This is a genomic window from Actinomadura monticuli (assembly GCF_041463655.1).
Classification (GTDB): domain Bacteria; phylum Actinomycetota; class Actinomycetes; order Streptosporangiales; family Streptosporangiaceae; genus Spirillospora; species Spirillospora monticuli.
Genome location: NZ_JAXCEI010000029.1, coordinates 1 through 13,431, shown reverse-complemented (window position 1 = coordinate 13,431; position 13,431 = coordinate 1). Strand labels below are relative to the sequence as shown.

At 74.0% G+C, this 13,431-nt stretch carries 13 protein-coding genes and 1 pseudogene; 5 read left to right on the top strand and 9 right to left on the bottom strand.

All coding sequences use genetic code 11. The features are described from left to right. Nucleotides 1–4: 4 nt before the first annotated feature. The gene (locus SM611_RS36200; protein WP_371954922.1) at nucleotides 5–973 is read right to left on the bottom strand and encodes a pirin family protein; all 969 of its coding nucleotides are present in this window, start codon (nucleotides 971–973) and stop codon (nucleotides 5–7) included. A gap of 105 nt (nucleotides 974–1,078) precedes the next feature. On the opposite strand from SM611_RS36200, the gene lplAB reads away from it, so the two are divergent. Then, nucleotides 1,079–2,128 carry a lipoate-protein ligase LplAB gene (gene lplAB, locus SM611_RS36195; protein ID WP_371954921.1) on the top strand — a complete coding sequence of 350 codons (1,050 nt, stop codon included), beginning with the start codon at nucleotides 1,079–1,081 and terminating at the stop codon, nucleotides 2,126–2,128. A gap of 127 nt (nucleotides 2,129–2,255) precedes the next feature. Continuing rightward, nucleotides 2,256–3,683 carry a TerD family protein gene (locus tag SM611_RS36190; protein ID WP_371954920.1) on the top strand — a complete coding sequence of 476 codons (1,428 nt, stop codon included), beginning with the start codon at nucleotides 2,256–2,258 and terminating at the stop codon, nucleotides 3,681–3,683. 27 nt (nucleotides 3,684–3,710) lie between these two features. Here the strand turns inward: SM611_RS36190 and SM611_RS36185 are convergent, their stop codons facing one another. The 3 genes from SM611_RS36185 to SM611_RS36175 form a co-directional block, all read right to left on the bottom strand. After that, nucleotides 3,711–4,343, bottom strand: coding sequence for an HhH-GDP family DNA glycosylase (locus SM611_RS36185; RefSeq protein WP_371954919.1), 633 nt, complete (start codon nucleotides 4,341–4,343; stop codon nucleotides 3,711–3,713). Nucleotides 4,344–4,391: 48 nt separating this feature from the next. Then, the gene (gene rnhB, locus SM611_RS36180) at nucleotides 4,392–5,096 is read right to left on the bottom strand and encodes a ribonuclease HII (protein ID WP_371954958.1); all 705 of its coding nucleotides are present in this window, start codon (nucleotides 5,094–5,096) and stop codon (nucleotides 4,392–4,394) included. Nucleotides 5,097–5,179: 83 nt separating this feature from the next. Next, complete coding sequence (locus SM611_RS36175) at nucleotides 5,180–6,109, bottom strand: haloalkane dehalogenase (RefSeq protein ID WP_371954918.1); 930 nt, start codon at nucleotides 6,107–6,109, stop codon at nucleotides 5,180–5,182. Nucleotides 6,110–6,311: 202 nt separating this feature from the next. Here SM611_RS36175 and SM611_RS36170 point away from each other — a divergent pair, with 202 nt between their 5' ends. The 3 genes from SM611_RS36170 to SM611_RS36160 are packed head-to-tail and all read left to right on the top strand — an operon-like array spanning nucleotide 6,312 to nucleotide 9,849. Next, complete coding sequence (locus tag SM611_RS36170; RefSeq protein ID WP_371954917.1) at nucleotides 6,312–8,870, top strand: AAA family ATPase; 2,559 nt, start codon at nucleotides 6,312–6,314, stop codon at nucleotides 8,868–8,870. Further along, nucleotides 8,867–9,100 carry a hypothetical protein gene (locus tag SM611_RS36165; RefSeq protein ID WP_371954916.1) on the top strand — a complete coding sequence of 78 codons (234 nt, stop codon included), beginning with the start codon at nucleotides 8,867–8,869 and terminating at the stop codon, nucleotides 9,098–9,100. Before SM611_RS36170 ends, SM611_RS36165 begins: the two co-directional genes overlap by 4 nt. 53 nt (nucleotides 9,101–9,153) lie before the next feature. Further along, complete coding sequence (locus SM611_RS36160; RefSeq protein WP_371954915.1) at nucleotides 9,154–9,849, top strand: histidine phosphatase family protein; 696 nt, start codon at nucleotides 9,154–9,156, stop codon at nucleotides 9,847–9,849. Here the strand turns inward: SM611_RS36160 and SM611_RS36155 are convergent. The 5 genes and pseudogenes from SM611_RS36155 to SM611_RS36135 form a co-directional block, all read right to left on the bottom strand. Then, on the bottom strand, nucleotides 9,846–10,694 hold the full coding sequence (locus SM611_RS36155; protein ID WP_371954914.1) for a 5-oxoprolinase subunit C family protein: 849 nt from the start codon (nucleotides 10,692–10,694) through the stop codon (nucleotides 9,846–9,848). The two genes, SM611_RS36160 and SM611_RS36155, sit on opposite strands and share 4 nt — an antisense overlap. Next, nucleotides 10,691–11,305 (bottom strand): 5-oxoprolinase subunit PxpB, encoded by a 615-nt coding sequence (pxpB, locus tag SM611_RS36150; protein WP_371954913.1) that lies wholly within the window; start codon nucleotides 11,303–11,305, stop codon nucleotides 10,691–10,693. The genes SM611_RS36155 and pxpB overlap by 4 nt, the downstream gene beginning before the upstream one ends. After that, nucleotides 11,302–12,054 carry a LamB/YcsF family protein gene (locus SM611_RS36145; protein WP_371954912.1) on the bottom strand — a complete coding sequence of 251 codons (753 nt, stop codon included), beginning with the start codon at nucleotides 12,052–12,054 and terminating at the stop codon, nucleotides 11,302–11,304. The genes pxpB and SM611_RS36145 overlap by 4 nt, the downstream gene beginning before the upstream one ends. A gap of 64 nt (nucleotides 12,055–12,118) precedes the next feature. After that, nucleotides 12,119–12,487, bottom strand: a complete 369-nt coding sequence (locus SM611_RS36140) for a UCP033725 family protein (protein WP_371954911.1) — start codon at nucleotides 12,485–12,487, stop codon at nucleotides 12,119–12,121. Then, a pseudogene (locus SM611_RS36135) lies at nucleotides 12,484–13,431 on the bottom strand (hypothetical protein); the annotation flags it as partial. The pseudogene SM611_RS36135 and the gene SM611_RS36140, both read right to left, overlap by 4 nt.

Here is a 13,431-nt window from a genome sequence, read left to right as displayed (position 1 = left end):
ACGGTCAGCGCGTGCGGCCGCGGGCCTTCAAGCGCGTCGGCGGCAGGGCGGGCGCGGGGAGGCGGGCGCCGTCATAGCCCTCGACGGCGCCGAAGCGGTCGCCGGTCGCCCAGTCCTCGCGGGCCTGGGCGATCTCCTCGCCGGTCCGCGCGATGAAGTTCCACCACATGACGAGCTTCTCCGCGAACGGCTCGCCGCCGAGCAGCACGAAGCCGCCCGGCCCGTCGGCCGCCCGCACCGGCAGCTCGCGGCGGCCGCAGCCGAGGTAGAGCATCGACCCTGGCTCCACCCGCTCGCCGTCGATCTCCAGGACGCCGGACATGGTGAGCGCGGCGTACTCGAAGTCGGGCTCGACCGGTACGCGCGCGGCGGCGCCGTCCTCCAGCGTGATGTCGGCCCCCATGATGGGGCTGAACGTCGAGCCCGGAGAGGCGGCCCCGTCGAGTTCGCCCAGCAGGAGGGTGGCGGTCAGTCCGGGCGCGGCCACCACCGGCAGGTCGGCGTGGTACTCCCAGGCCGGCTCGGTGTGCCGGTGGACGTCCGGGAGCGCGACCCAGAGCTGCGCACCGTGCAGGATCGGGGAATGCCCGCGCGGGGACTCCTCCGAGTGCGCGATGGCCCGTCCGGCGGTCATCAGCCCGAGCTCCTTCGGGCGGATCGTCCGCAGGCTGCCGAGACTGTCGCGGTGCAGCACCTCGCCGCCGTGCAGCCAGCTCACCGTCTGCAGCCCGATGTGCGGATGCGGCGGCACCCGCATGCCGGGCTCGTCGGTGATGTCGTCCGGACCGTAGTGGTCGACGAAGCACCACGCGCCCACCATCCGCCGCCCCAGGCTGGGCAGCAGCCGCCGGACGACCGTGCTCTCGCCCAGCGGGACCCGCCGCGGCGGCAGCAGCTCGTGGACGGGCCCTCCCTCCACGTCTTCGCGTCCGCCGCATTCGACCGCACCCGGCCGGACATCCAGATTGCTCACCTGAACCGTCCCTCCCCGCAAGACCGTCCCTTAACGATGCCCCATCGCCGTCGCCGTCGAACCTCACGGAATGGGGCGTCCGGGCGCCGGGTTCTCATGTACGTGATGCACGGTGAGTACAAGGTCCCCGGCGGCAAGCTCGTGGTCGCCGATGTCGACGTCGCCGACGGCCTGCTGCGCGCCCCGAGGATCAGCGGCGACTTCTTCCTGGAACCGGACGAGGCCCTGGACGCGATCAACGCCGTCCTCGACGGCCTTCCCGCCGGGCTGGAGGCGAAGGCGATCGGGGCCCGCGTCCAGGCCGGCCTGCCGCGCGGCACGGTCATGCTCGGCATCACCGCCGAGGCCGTGGGCGTCGCGGTGCGGCGCGCGGTGGCGCGGGCGTCGGACTGGCGCGACCACGACTGGCGGCTGATCCACGAGCCGCCGCAGGACCCGGCCCTGCACATGGCGATCGACCAGGTCCTGGCGGAGGAGGTCGGCGCCGGGCGCCGCCCGCCGACGCTGCGGGTGTGGGAGTGGGCGTCGCCCGCCGTGGTCATCGGCAGCTTCCAGTCGCTGCGCAACGAGGTCGACGCGGAGGCGGCACGGCGGCACGGCGTGGACGTGGTGCGGCGCATCAGCGGCGGCGGCGCGATGTTCATCGAGCCCGGCAACACGATCACGTACTCGCTGTACGCGCCGGAGACGCTGGTGGCGGGCATGTCGTTCGCGGAGAGCTACGCCTTCCTGGACGACTGGGTGCTGGGCGCGCTCGGCGAGCTCGGGATCAGGGCCTGGTACCAGCCGCTCAACGACATCACCTCCGACAACGGCAAGATCGCGGGCGCGGCGCAGAAGCGGCTCTCGGCGGGCGCGGTGCTGCACCACGTGACGATGGCCTACGACATCGACGCCGACAAGATGCTGCAGGTGCTGCGGATCGGCCGGGAGAAGATCTCCGACAAGGGCATCGCCAGCGCGGTGAAGCGGGTGGACCCGCTGCGGCGGCAGACCGGCCTGCCCCGCGAGGAGATCATCGACCGGATGATCGCCCACTTCCGCACCCGGTACGGCCTGACGGGCGACCGGGTCGGCGAGGACGAGATGCGACTGGCCCGCAAGTACGTCACGGACAAGTTCAGCACCCGGGAGTGGACGGCGCGCGTCCCCTGACCGCCCTCGAGACGGCTCGCCGAACGGAACCTTGGGGTGCCGCCGTGCGTCCTCCTCTCGTGGCAGGTCGCGGCGGCCGCGCGGCACGCCCTAGGTTGGGGACGTCGGCCGATGATGAGGAGCGTTCATGTCGATGCAGAAGGGCGCCAATACCGCGGTGCCGGTTCCCGCGGTGCGGGTCGAGCTGGGCTGGCAGGCCGGTCCGGGCGTGCCGGACGCCGATGCGTCGGCGCTCCTGGTGACCGAGAGCGGCCGTGTCCGGTCCGACGACGACTTCGTCTTCTACAACCAGCCGGCGCACGCGTCCGGCGCGGTGCGGCACGAGGGCAAGCAGCAGGGGCCGACGGTCCTGGACGTCCTGTCGGTGGACCTCGGCCGGGTCGAGCCGGCCATCGAGAAGGTCGTCATCGCGGCGTCGTCCGACGGCGGGACGTTCGGCCAGTTCCAGGGCCTGTACGTGCGCGTGGTGGACGCGGCGGGCGGCGCGGAGGTCGCCCGGTTCGACAGCCAGGGCGCCACCTCGGAGACGGCGTTCGTCCTCGGTGAGCTGTACCGGCGGCAGGGCGCGTGGAAGTTCCGCGCGGTCGGCCAGGGCTACGACTCGGGTCTCGCCGGCCTCGCCACCGACTACGGCATCTCGGTCGACGACCCCGGCCAGGCGCCGCCGCCTCCGGCCGCGCCGCCGCCCCCGGCCCCGCCCGCGCAGCCGCAGGCCCCCGCGCCGCAGCAGCAGTACGCGCCTCCGCCTCCGCCTCCGCCGCCCGGCGGCCAGTACGCGCCGCCGCCGCCCCCCGGCCAGTACGCGCCGCCGCCCCCTCCGGGCCAGTACGCGCCTCCTCCGCCGGCGGGCCAGTACGCGCCGCCTCCTCCCGGGCAGTACGCGCCGCCGCCCCCGCCCGGCGCGGCCGCGCCGCAGCCGCAGGGAGGCAAGATCTCCCTGACGAAGAACGCGCCGTCGGTGTCGCTCACCAAGCACGGCGCGACGGGCGGCCACATGCGGGTCAACCTCAACTGGACGGCGCGCGAGGGCGTCGCGAAGGGACGGCTCGGCAAGCGCCGCCGCGGCGTCGACCTCGACCTCGACCTGTGCTGCCTCTGGGAGCTGCAGGACGGCCGCAAGGGCATCATCCACGCGATCGGCGACATGGGCGCGCTGGACCGCGCGCCGTTCATCAAGCTCGACAAGGACGACCGCACCGGAGCGATCGAGTCGGGCGAGAACCTGCACATCAACCTCGACCACACCAAGGACTTCAAGCGCATCCTGGTGTTCGCCGAGATCTACGACGGCGCTGACGACTTCCGCGGCCTGGACGCGATCGCCACGCTGTTCCCGGTGGGCGCGCCGCCCATCGACATGCGGATGGACGACTGCGTGGACGCCTCCCGCGACGCGGTCCTGGCGCTCATCGAGAACGTGAACGGCGAGCTGGTCGTCCGCCGCGAGGGCCGGTTCATCCTGCCGCCGCCGGGGCGTCCGCGCTGGGGCAAGATGGCGGTCGACCAGGCGTACGCGTGGAACCTGGAGTGGGTGGCCTCCCGCGGCAAGGACTGACCGCTGGCCGTCCTCGCGCCCGGAAAGTCAGGCGGCTTTCACGTGGTCGGCCAGCTTCTTGTCGTGGGCGACGCGGACGAGCGCGGCGGTGAAGCGGGCCAGTTCCTTCTCCGGCACCTTCCCGGCTAGCTCGCCGGCGTCGGTGGGCAGGCCGAGCCGCTCGGCGCCCTTCTTCACCTGGTCGTCGATGTAAGGGCGGAGCCAGGGCCAGATGGCCTGCGCCTCACGGCAGAAGATGTCCACGCCGGTCGGCCCTATGCCGGGGAACTCCTGGAGCAGGCCGGCCGCCTTCCCGGGGTCGCGTTCGGCCTCGATGGCGAGACGGCGCAGATCTCCCTGGTACCTGTCCTGGGCGATCTCCGCCGTGTCGCCCAGCCGGGACGAGGTGCTCTCGTCGTAGCGGACGTAGTGGCCGCGTCCCAGGGCGTCCACCCGGTCCTGCCACGACAGCCTGCCCATCCCGCGCGCGGTCCCGCCGCCGGCCTCGAACAGTTCGCGGGCGGCGGCGACCGCGATGTCCGACGAGATGCGCGCGCTCAGCAGGTTGGCCAGGACGAGGAGCTTGAACAGGGCGGCCGGCTGGTCCTTCAGCGTGATGCCGGCCTCCTCGGCGAACGTCCGGCCGGACTCGTGCAGCAGCTTCTTCACGACGGCGTCCATGGCATGTACCTCCCGTGGACGGCGCCTACCCGGCAGGGAGCGGATGACTCACAGGAGGCTGAGCTGTCCTTCGCCGGCGAGCGGGTCGCGGTGCTTCTTCAGGTGCCGCCACCGGGGGAGGTCGTCCAGGTAGGACCAGGACATCCGGTGGTGGGGCGTGGGCCCGTGCTCCTCCAGCGCCTTCTGGTGGACGGGCGACGGGTAGCCGGCACTGGAGGCGAACCCGTAACCGGGGAACTCGCCGTCCAGCCCTGCCATCAGCCGGTCCCGGTGGACCTTCGCCAGGACGGAGGCGGCGGCGACCGTGACGGACCTCTGGTCGGCCTTGATCTCGCATCGGACGCGCCAGGACGGGCCCAGGAAATCGTGCTTGCCGTCGAGGATGACGACGTCGGGCCGGACGGGCAGCGACTCCAGCGCGCGTACGGCGGCGCGCCGCAGCGCCTCGGTCATGCCGACCTCGTCGATCTCCTTTGGGGACGAGGCGCCGATGGCATGCCCGGCGAGCCATGCGGGCAGCAGACCGGCGAACGACTCGCGATGCGCCTCGGTGAGCAGTTTCGAGTCGGTCAGCGCGATGGTCTTCCTGCCACGTCCACGCAGGACGGGCGGCGGGCTCAGGTCGGTGACGGCGGCGCACACCACGACGGGTCCCGCCCAGGCGCCCCGCCCGACCTCGTCCACCCCGGCGATCCTGACCGGACGCGCCGCCCGGAGCTCCTCCTCGATCTCGTAACCGGCGACCCGCGAGATCTCCTTGGGGCCGGCCGAGGCGGGGCCGATCCCCGGCAGGGCGTCGGTCGGGCCGGTCGGGCCGGTCGGGTCGGTCGGGTCGGTCAAGGAGACTCCTCAGGAACGCATGAACGCATGAACGCCGCGATCGCGTGGCCGAGCCGTTCCCCGTCGTCCTCCTGGAGGAAGTGGCCCGCGCCGTCGATCGTAGGGTGCACGACGCCCTGCGCGCCCGGAACCAGCTGCCTGAACAGCGGCGCCATCGCGCCGGTGATGGGGTCCTTGTCGCTGAAGGCCACCAGGAACGGCTTGTCCCACGCGCGCAGGACGTCCCAGGCGTCGCGGTTGGGCTGCGCCTCCGGGTCGTCGGGTTCGGCGGGGACGAGCGCGGGCATGGCGCGCGGCCCCGCTTTGAACGACTCGTCCGGGAACGGCGCGTCGTAGGCGGCGCGCACGTCGTCCGCCAGTTGGGTGCGGCATCCGGCGGCGATGTTGCGGGCGATGTCGAACTCGGCCGCCGTACGGACGGACTGGCGGAACTTCAGCCATGTCTCCGGCATCGGGAAGTCGCCGGTGGGGAGACCGGTGTTCGCGACGACGACGCGCGAGAAGCGGTCCTGGTGCGCGGTGACCAGGCGGAGCCCGATCAGGCCGCCCCAGTCCTGCCCGACGAGCGTCACGTCCCGCAGACCGAGGGCGTCGAAGACCAGGGAGCGCGTCCACTCGATGTGGCGTGCATAAGTGTGGTCGGTCATCTCGGCGGGCTTGTCGGAGCGGCCGAAACCCACCAGGTCCGGCACGACCACGCGCAGCCCCGCGTCGGCCAAGACGCGCATGACGCGGCGGTAGAGGAACGACCAGCTCGGCTCACCGTGCAGGCACAGCACCACGGGGCCGTCGGACGGGCCCGCCTCGACGTAGGCCATCCGCAGGGTTCCGTCGCCGTCCTGGGCCGGGACGTCGGCGTAACGCGGCTCGTACGGGAAGTCGGGGAGGTCGTGGAAGCGATCGTCGGGCGTACGCAGGATCCGCATGCGCCCAATCATGGCAGCGGCCTTTCCGTTACGGATTCGGCCGGTGTCGGCAGCGGAGCCGGACTCGCACTTTTGGACAGTACGAATGTCCTGGTCTCGGGTCCGGGGCGCGCTGGGCCCGCCCCAGGCAGGCCGTGCGGAGACCAACGAACCGCGCTCGGGGAGTCCCGTTCCGGGCGGTCCTGCGCTTTACTCGCTTCTGATGGCTTTGTTCGGCAGGTCCCGCTCCCGCCCGGCGAAGGACGCCGCGGCGCGGGATCTTTTCGAGCGCCTGCGGGTGCGCTACTTCCACATCACCCCGGGGCTGCGGTTCCTGGGCGGGCTGCTGCTGATCGCGCTGGTGTCGGCCGCCGCGGTCGTCCTCGACGGGCCCGCCCTGGTCGCGGCGGCGGGCACCGCCCTGCTGCTGGTCGTCCTCCACCTGACGCTGCGCTCGCCCACGGGCATGGGGGTCGTCGCGGTCCTCGCGTCCTGGCTGGGGGTATCGGTGCCCTTGGGCAGGCTCTACCCGGACGGCGGCGACCTCACCTACCTGAGCCCGACACTGCTTCTGGCCGCGCTCGCCCTGCCCGTCGCGGTGGTCGCGTTCCGCCTGCGCGGGTACGCGCCCTGGCGCACGACCCTGCTCGCCCTGGCCGCCGCGGGCGCGGCGACGGCGGCGGTCGCCCAGCTGCTCCCGGAGGCGAACGCCGCGCCCGGCTGGGCCGCCGTGCTGGCCGTCCTCGCCTACCGGTGGGACCGGGCGCGCCGGACGGTGCCCGCCGAGGCGTACGAGACCGGCTGGGTGCAGGAGCAGGCGAGCCCGAAGGGGGACGCCGTGCCAGGACCGCGAAAGAACCCGCCCAACCTCGACAAGCCGGACAGGCGCGATCGGCCGGGCCGGTCCGACCGGCAGACCCCCGGCACCGGCGGGGCGGCCGGGGCGGCCGCGCAGACGGCCCACGAGCAGCGCGCCGCGGCGCAGGCCGCCGAGGCCGCGCCCGCGCCGGAGCGGCCGACGCACCCCGCGCGCCGGACGGACGCCTCCCCGGACATCTCCGTCGCCGACGCGCTCGCCGAGCTGGAGAACATGATCGGGCTGGAGCCGGTCAAGCGACAGGTCCGCTCGATCGCCGCGTCCATCGAGGCCGCGCACATGCGGGCCGCCGCCGGCGTGCCCACCGAGAAGCCGATGCGGCACTTCGTCTTCGTCGGCCCGCCCGGGACGGGCAAGACGACCGTCGCGCGCGTGCTGGCCAAGATCTTCTACGCGTTCGGGCTGCTCCCCGAGCCGGCGCTGGTCGAGGCCCAGCGCGCGGACCTCGTCGGCGAGTTCCTCGGCGCCACCGCGCTCAAGACCAACCGGCTCGTCGACTCCGCGTTGGGCGGGGTCCTGTTCGTCGATGAGGCGTACGGCCTGGTCAACTCCGCCGAAGGGCAGCCCGACCGGTTCGGTGACGAGGCCGTCCAGACCCTGCTCAAGCGCGCCGAGGACGACCGCGACAACCTCGTCATCATCCTTGCCGGGTACGACGCCCAGATGGCCGAGTTCCTCGACTCCAACCCGGGGCTGGCCTCGCGGTTCGGCACGCGCGTCCACTTCCCGTCGTACCGTCCGTCCGAGCTGCTGCGGATCGCCGACTACCACACGGGGCTTCGCGAGGACCGGCTCGATCCGGAGGCCCGGCGGCGGCTGGCCGTGCGCTTCGAGGAGGTCGAGCGGCGCGGCATCGTCGACGAACTGGGCAACGGCCGGTTCGTCCGGTCGCTGACGGAGGCGGCGGCGCGCGCGCGGGACGTGCGGGTCGTCGACGCGGTGTCCGGGGTCTCGGGCACGCCCAGCGCCGACGACCTGGTCACCCTCCGCGCGGAGGACGTGGAGACCGCGTTCGCCGAGGTCACCGAGCGGTACCGCGGCTACGCCGAGACGCCGACGCTGGACGAGGCGCTCGGCTCGCTCGACGCGATGATCGGGCTCGAACCGGTGAAGCGGCAGGTCAGGGAGATCGCCGCGCAGCTGAAGGTCGCCCGGATGCGGCAGGAGCAGGGCCTCGTCACCCGGCCGCCGACCCGCCACTTCGTCTTCACGGGCCCGCCCGGAACCGGCAAGACCACCGTCGCGCGCGTGCTCGGCGGCATCTTCGCCGCGGCGGGGCTCCTCGCCCGTCCCGAGGTGGTCGAGGCCCAGCGCGCCGACCTCGTCGGCGAGCACCTGGGGGCGACGGCCCTCAAGACCAACAAGGTGGTCGATGCGGCGCTCGGCGGCGTCCTGTTCGTGGACGAGGCGTACGCGCTCAGCAACCCGGGCTACTCCGGCGGCGACGCGTTCGGCGCGGAGGCGGTGCAGACCCTGCTCAAGCGCGCCGAGGACGACCGCGACCGGCTCGTCATCGTCCTCGCGGGCTACGAGGCCGACATGGACCGGTTCCTCGCGTCCAACCCCGGGCTCGCCTCACGGTTCGACGTCCGCGTCGACTTCCCCTCCTACGGGCCGGACGAACTGCTCCGCATCGCCCAGCTCATCGCCGGGCAGAACAGCGACCGGTGGGAGGACGACGCCCTGGACGACCTCGCCCTCGTCTTCCAGCGGGTCTGCGGGACGGGCCGGATCGACGAGTTCGGCAACGGGCGCTTCGCCCGCACCATGTACGAGAAGGCGTGCGCGTGCCGGGCGCTGCGGGCCGCCGACCTCGGCGACCGGGCCACCGCCGACGACCTCACGCTCCTCACCCCCGGTGACGTGCGCAACGCGTTCGCCGACCTCGCCCATCGCCTGGCGTGACGAAACGGGCGTTCCGTCCGAGGTCTGCTTGGACGAGCACCGCGACGAACTGCTCGCCACCGCGCCCAGCACGTCCGTCCGGCTGGATCTCGCCGGTCGTTCTACATGGGGGTCGTGTAGCGGGCGTCTGGGAGCAGCGGAACGGCGATGTGGAGGTGACCGCGTTCGGGGACGTCCCGGCCGGTCCGCTCAAGGACGAGATCGACCGGGTGGCCCCGCTGCTGTCCTGACCGGCGCGGGGCCGGTCGCGGGCCGCCCGGGAACGATCGTCTAGGGTGCGTCCGTGGACGAACGGGAGGAGCCGGTCGAGTACCGGCAGACGCGCTACAGGGCGCCGGAAGGCGCGACCGAGCTTCTTCTGATCAGGCACGGGGCCTCGGCGCCGGCCCGTGCCGACCGGCCGTTCCCGCTCGTGGACGGCCACGCCGACCCCGAACTCGCCGCCGAGGGGCGGGAGCAGGCCGAGCGGGTCGGCGAGCGCCTCGCCGAAGAGAAGCTCGACGCCATCTACGTGACCTCCTTGCGCCGCACCGCGGAGACGGCCGCGCCCCTGGCGCGCCGCCTCGGCCTGGAGCCGCGCGTCGAGGCGGGCTTGCGCGAGGTCCACCTGGGGGAGTGGGAGGGCGGCCTGTTCCGGCAGAAGGTCGCCGAGCAGGACCCGGTGGCGCGGCGGATGTTCGCCGAGGAGCGGTGGGGCGTCATCCCCGGCGGCGAGGACGACGAGGCGTTCGCCGCGCGCATCGAGAAGAGCATCACCCGGCTCGCGGCGGCGCACGCGGGCGGGCGGGTCGCGGTGTTCACCCACGGCGGGGTGATCGCGCAGGCGCTCGCCGCCGCGACCGGCGCCCGGCCGTTCGCGTTCCTCGCCCCGGACAACGCGTCCATCTCCCGGCTGGTGCGGCTCGGCGACCTGACGTCCGTCCGGGGCTTCAACGACGTGTCCCACCTGGACTGGTCCGCGCCCGCGCCGCTGACCTAGCGGCGGAAGCGGACCTTCTGCCCCGGACGCAGCTGGGCCGCGCCGGCGACGTCGGCGGACGCGAGGACCGCGATCACCGGGTACCCGCCCGTGGTCGGATGGTCGGCCAGGAAGACGATGGGCAGCCCGCTGGGCGGCACCTGGATCGAACCGGCGGCCATGCCCTCGCTGACGAGTTCGCCTTCGCGCGCGCGTGCGAGGGGCGGCCCCACCAGCCGGACTCCCACGCGATTGCTGTCGGGTGAAACGTCGTAGGACGTGGACGTGAGCGTCGCCAGGGCGTCGTGCGTGAACCAGTCGTCGCGTGGACCCGGCAGGATGCGCAGCACCGGAGTCTCCGGGATGGGCGGTGCGGGCGCGACGTCCACGCCGATGTCGGGTAAACCGTTGGCGGAACCGACCGGCAGCCGGTCGCCCGGCGAGAGCACCGGCGGGCCCAGTCCGGACAGCAGGTCGGTCGAACGGCTTCCGAGAACGCGATCGACCTCGATACCGCCCCGGACGGCGAGATAGCCGCGGAGCCCGGACGACGGCGTGCCCACCTCCACCAGGGCGCCGCCCGCCACGAAGCACGGCGCGTTCGTCCCATGGGGACGGCCGCCGATCCGTACGGACACGGGGGCGCCCGTCACGGCGATCCAGGCGCGCCGGTGGAAACGCAGTGCCGCGCCGCCGAGGGTGAACTCCACGCCCGCCGCGCCCTCGGGGTTGCCGACCAGCCGGTTCGCCAGCCGGAACGCGCGCTCGTCGGCGGCGCCCGACCGCGGGACGCCGAGATGGGCGCGGCCCGGCCTGCCGAGGTCCTGGACGGTCGCCAGGGGCCCCGGCCGCACGACCTCGATCAAGAACGCTCCCCGGGGACGAAGCGGACGCGCGCGCCCGGCCGCAGCAGCGACGGCGGATCGCGGGTGACGTCCCACAGCCGCAGGCCGGTGTGCCCGAGCAGCCGCCACCCGCCCGGCGATCGGGACGGGTAGACCGCCGCGTACGGCCCCGCGATCGCGACCGACCCGGCGGGGACGGCCGTCCGGGGCGAGTCGCGGCGCGCCACGTGCAGCGCCGGGTCGAGGCCCGTCAGGTAGCCGAAGCCGGGGGAGAAGCCGACGTAGGCGACCGTGTACGCGCCGCCGGAATGCCGGCGGACGACCTCCTCCCGCGACAACCCGGTGAGGCCGGCGACCTCGTCGAGGTCCTCGCCGTCGTAGACGACGGGGATCTCCACCGGCTCCGCGTCGCCCTCCGCGTCGTCCGGCAGCGGCAGGCGGGGAAGGCGGGCGGCGAGGACGTCCAGGTCGGCCGACGGGTCGGCGACCACGAGAACGGTCTGCTCGCCTGGCACGACGTCCACGACGCCCGGGAGCGGGTCCTCCCGGAGGGCGGCGTTGAGCCGGTGCGCGGTGGCCAGGTCGCCCGTCTCGACGAGCAGGGCCGCGTCACCGGCCCGCAACACCTTCACGCGAACGGCTCCAGCACGACACCGGCCGCGGACAGCGCCGAATGCACCGACCGCGCGAGCGCCACCGCGCCCGGAGTGTCGCCGTGCACGCAGACGGAGCGGGCCTTGAGCGCGACCTCGCTGCCGTCCACCGCGACGACCGTGCCGTCCACCGCCATCCTGACCGCCCGCCGGACGACGGCCTTCTCGTCGTGCACGACGGCGCCCGGCTCGCGGCGGGACACCAGCCCGCCCGACGGAGTGTAGGCGCGGTCGGCGAAGCACTCCGCGACCACGGTGAGCCCTGCGGCGACGCCGTGCACCGCGGAGCCCGGAAGGGTCAGCAGCGGCAGCGACGGGTCGTAGGCGCGGACCGCGTCGGCCACCGCGCCCGCCTGGACGGCGTCACGGGCGACCCTGTTGTAGAGCGCGCCGTGGGGCTTGACGTAGGCGACGCGCCCGCCCTCCGTCCGCGCGATCCCGTCCAGGGCCGCGAGCTGGTACAGGATCTCGGCGGTCAGCTCGGCGGGGGCCACGTCCATCTCGCGGCGTCCGAAACCGGCCAGGTCCCGGTAGGACACCTGCGCGCCGATCACCACCCCGCGCTCGACGGCCGCGGCGCACACCCGCCGCATGATCAGCGGGTCGCCCGCGTGGAACCCGCAGGCCACGTTCGCGCTGGTGATCACGTCGAGCAGCGCCAGGTCGTCGCCCAGCTCCCAGATGCCGAATCCCTCGCCGAGGTCGGCGTTGATGTCGATGACCGCCATGTCCAAGACCTATCACCGTCACCCTTCACCGGTCCGCCCCCGGTCCGCCATGGGCCGGCACGGTTCAGACGGTCTCCTCGTGGAGGTCCTCGACCTCGTGCCTGGACGCCCACGCCTGGTACACGCCGCGGTCGAACAGCTCCAGCCCGAGCCCCTCGGCGACCGGCGCCTTACCGCCGCAGTACTCCACGCGCAGCCAGCCGTCGTGCTCGCCGAGCACCACGAACGGCTCGCCGCGCCAGACGCAGTGCGTGGTGACGTACTGGAGGCGGTCGACCTCCGCCAGAGGCACCACCTGGACGTACCGGTCGGGCGAGACCTGCCGGAACCCGTCGGCGTGCCGCCGGGCGTAGATCCGCACCTGGTCGCCGTCCGGGCTCGCCTCGTACTCGGCGCCGCGCCAGCCCGCGTAGAACCCGTGCCGGATGCTCATCCCCGTCCTCCCGGCAGCTTGACCAGCCACCTGCGCAGATCGGCGTCGTACACCGCGACCAGGGCCTCCGCGCCGCGCGCGTCCAGCCGGTACAGCTCGGCCCCGTGCGGGAGCCGCTGGCTCTCGATCTTGAACTCGGGGATGGCGGGGCCGTCGCCCGGCGCGTACCCGGAGCCGGGGAACGGGGCCCGCTCGATCACCCATCCGCCCGGGATGATGCCCATGCTCCACTCGTCGATCCCGCCGAGCGGGCGGCGGAACAGCGGCGGCTTCACCGCCGGCCACCGGATCATGAAGACCTGCTCGTCCGCGTGCGTGAAGGGCGACCCCTCGTACATCAGCCCGAGCGCCCGGATCATCCCCCCGGGGGATCTGATGTCCAGCACGTCCTGCAACCGGTGCACGTAACCGGCGACCAGGTCGTAACCGCCTTCCAGGTAGTGCTGCACGTGCTCGGGCCGCACCACCTTCTGCATCACCACCAGCGGGGAAGCCGCGTCGCGGGGTGCGTCCTCGGACGTCAGGTCGCCGGGCCGAGCGTCGGCCGGGACGTCCTCGCGCCCGGGGACGACCTCCTCGCGCCTGGGGACGGTCTCCTCCGGCTTGGGGGCGGGCGCGTCCCGCTTGCCCTGGCCGTAGAGCGGCGCGACGGGGAGGCCGTGCGGGTCGCTCGGCGTCTCCCGGCTCGCCGGGGTCTCCGGACGGCGCCGCGGCGGCGCCGGCGGGCGCGCGGCAGGCGGCTGCGGGGACGGCGGGGCGGGTGGAGCCGGTGCCGCGTTCCGGGCGGCCGGAGCCTGCGGGCGCGGAGCGGGCGCCGGACGGGGAGCAGGCGCCGGGCGCCGCACGGGCGCCGGGGCCTGCGGTGCGGGCGCGCGAGCGGGGGCCGGAGCGGGTGCGGCGGGTGCGGCGGGCGCGGGCGCGGCGGGAGCGGGCGGGGCCGGGGG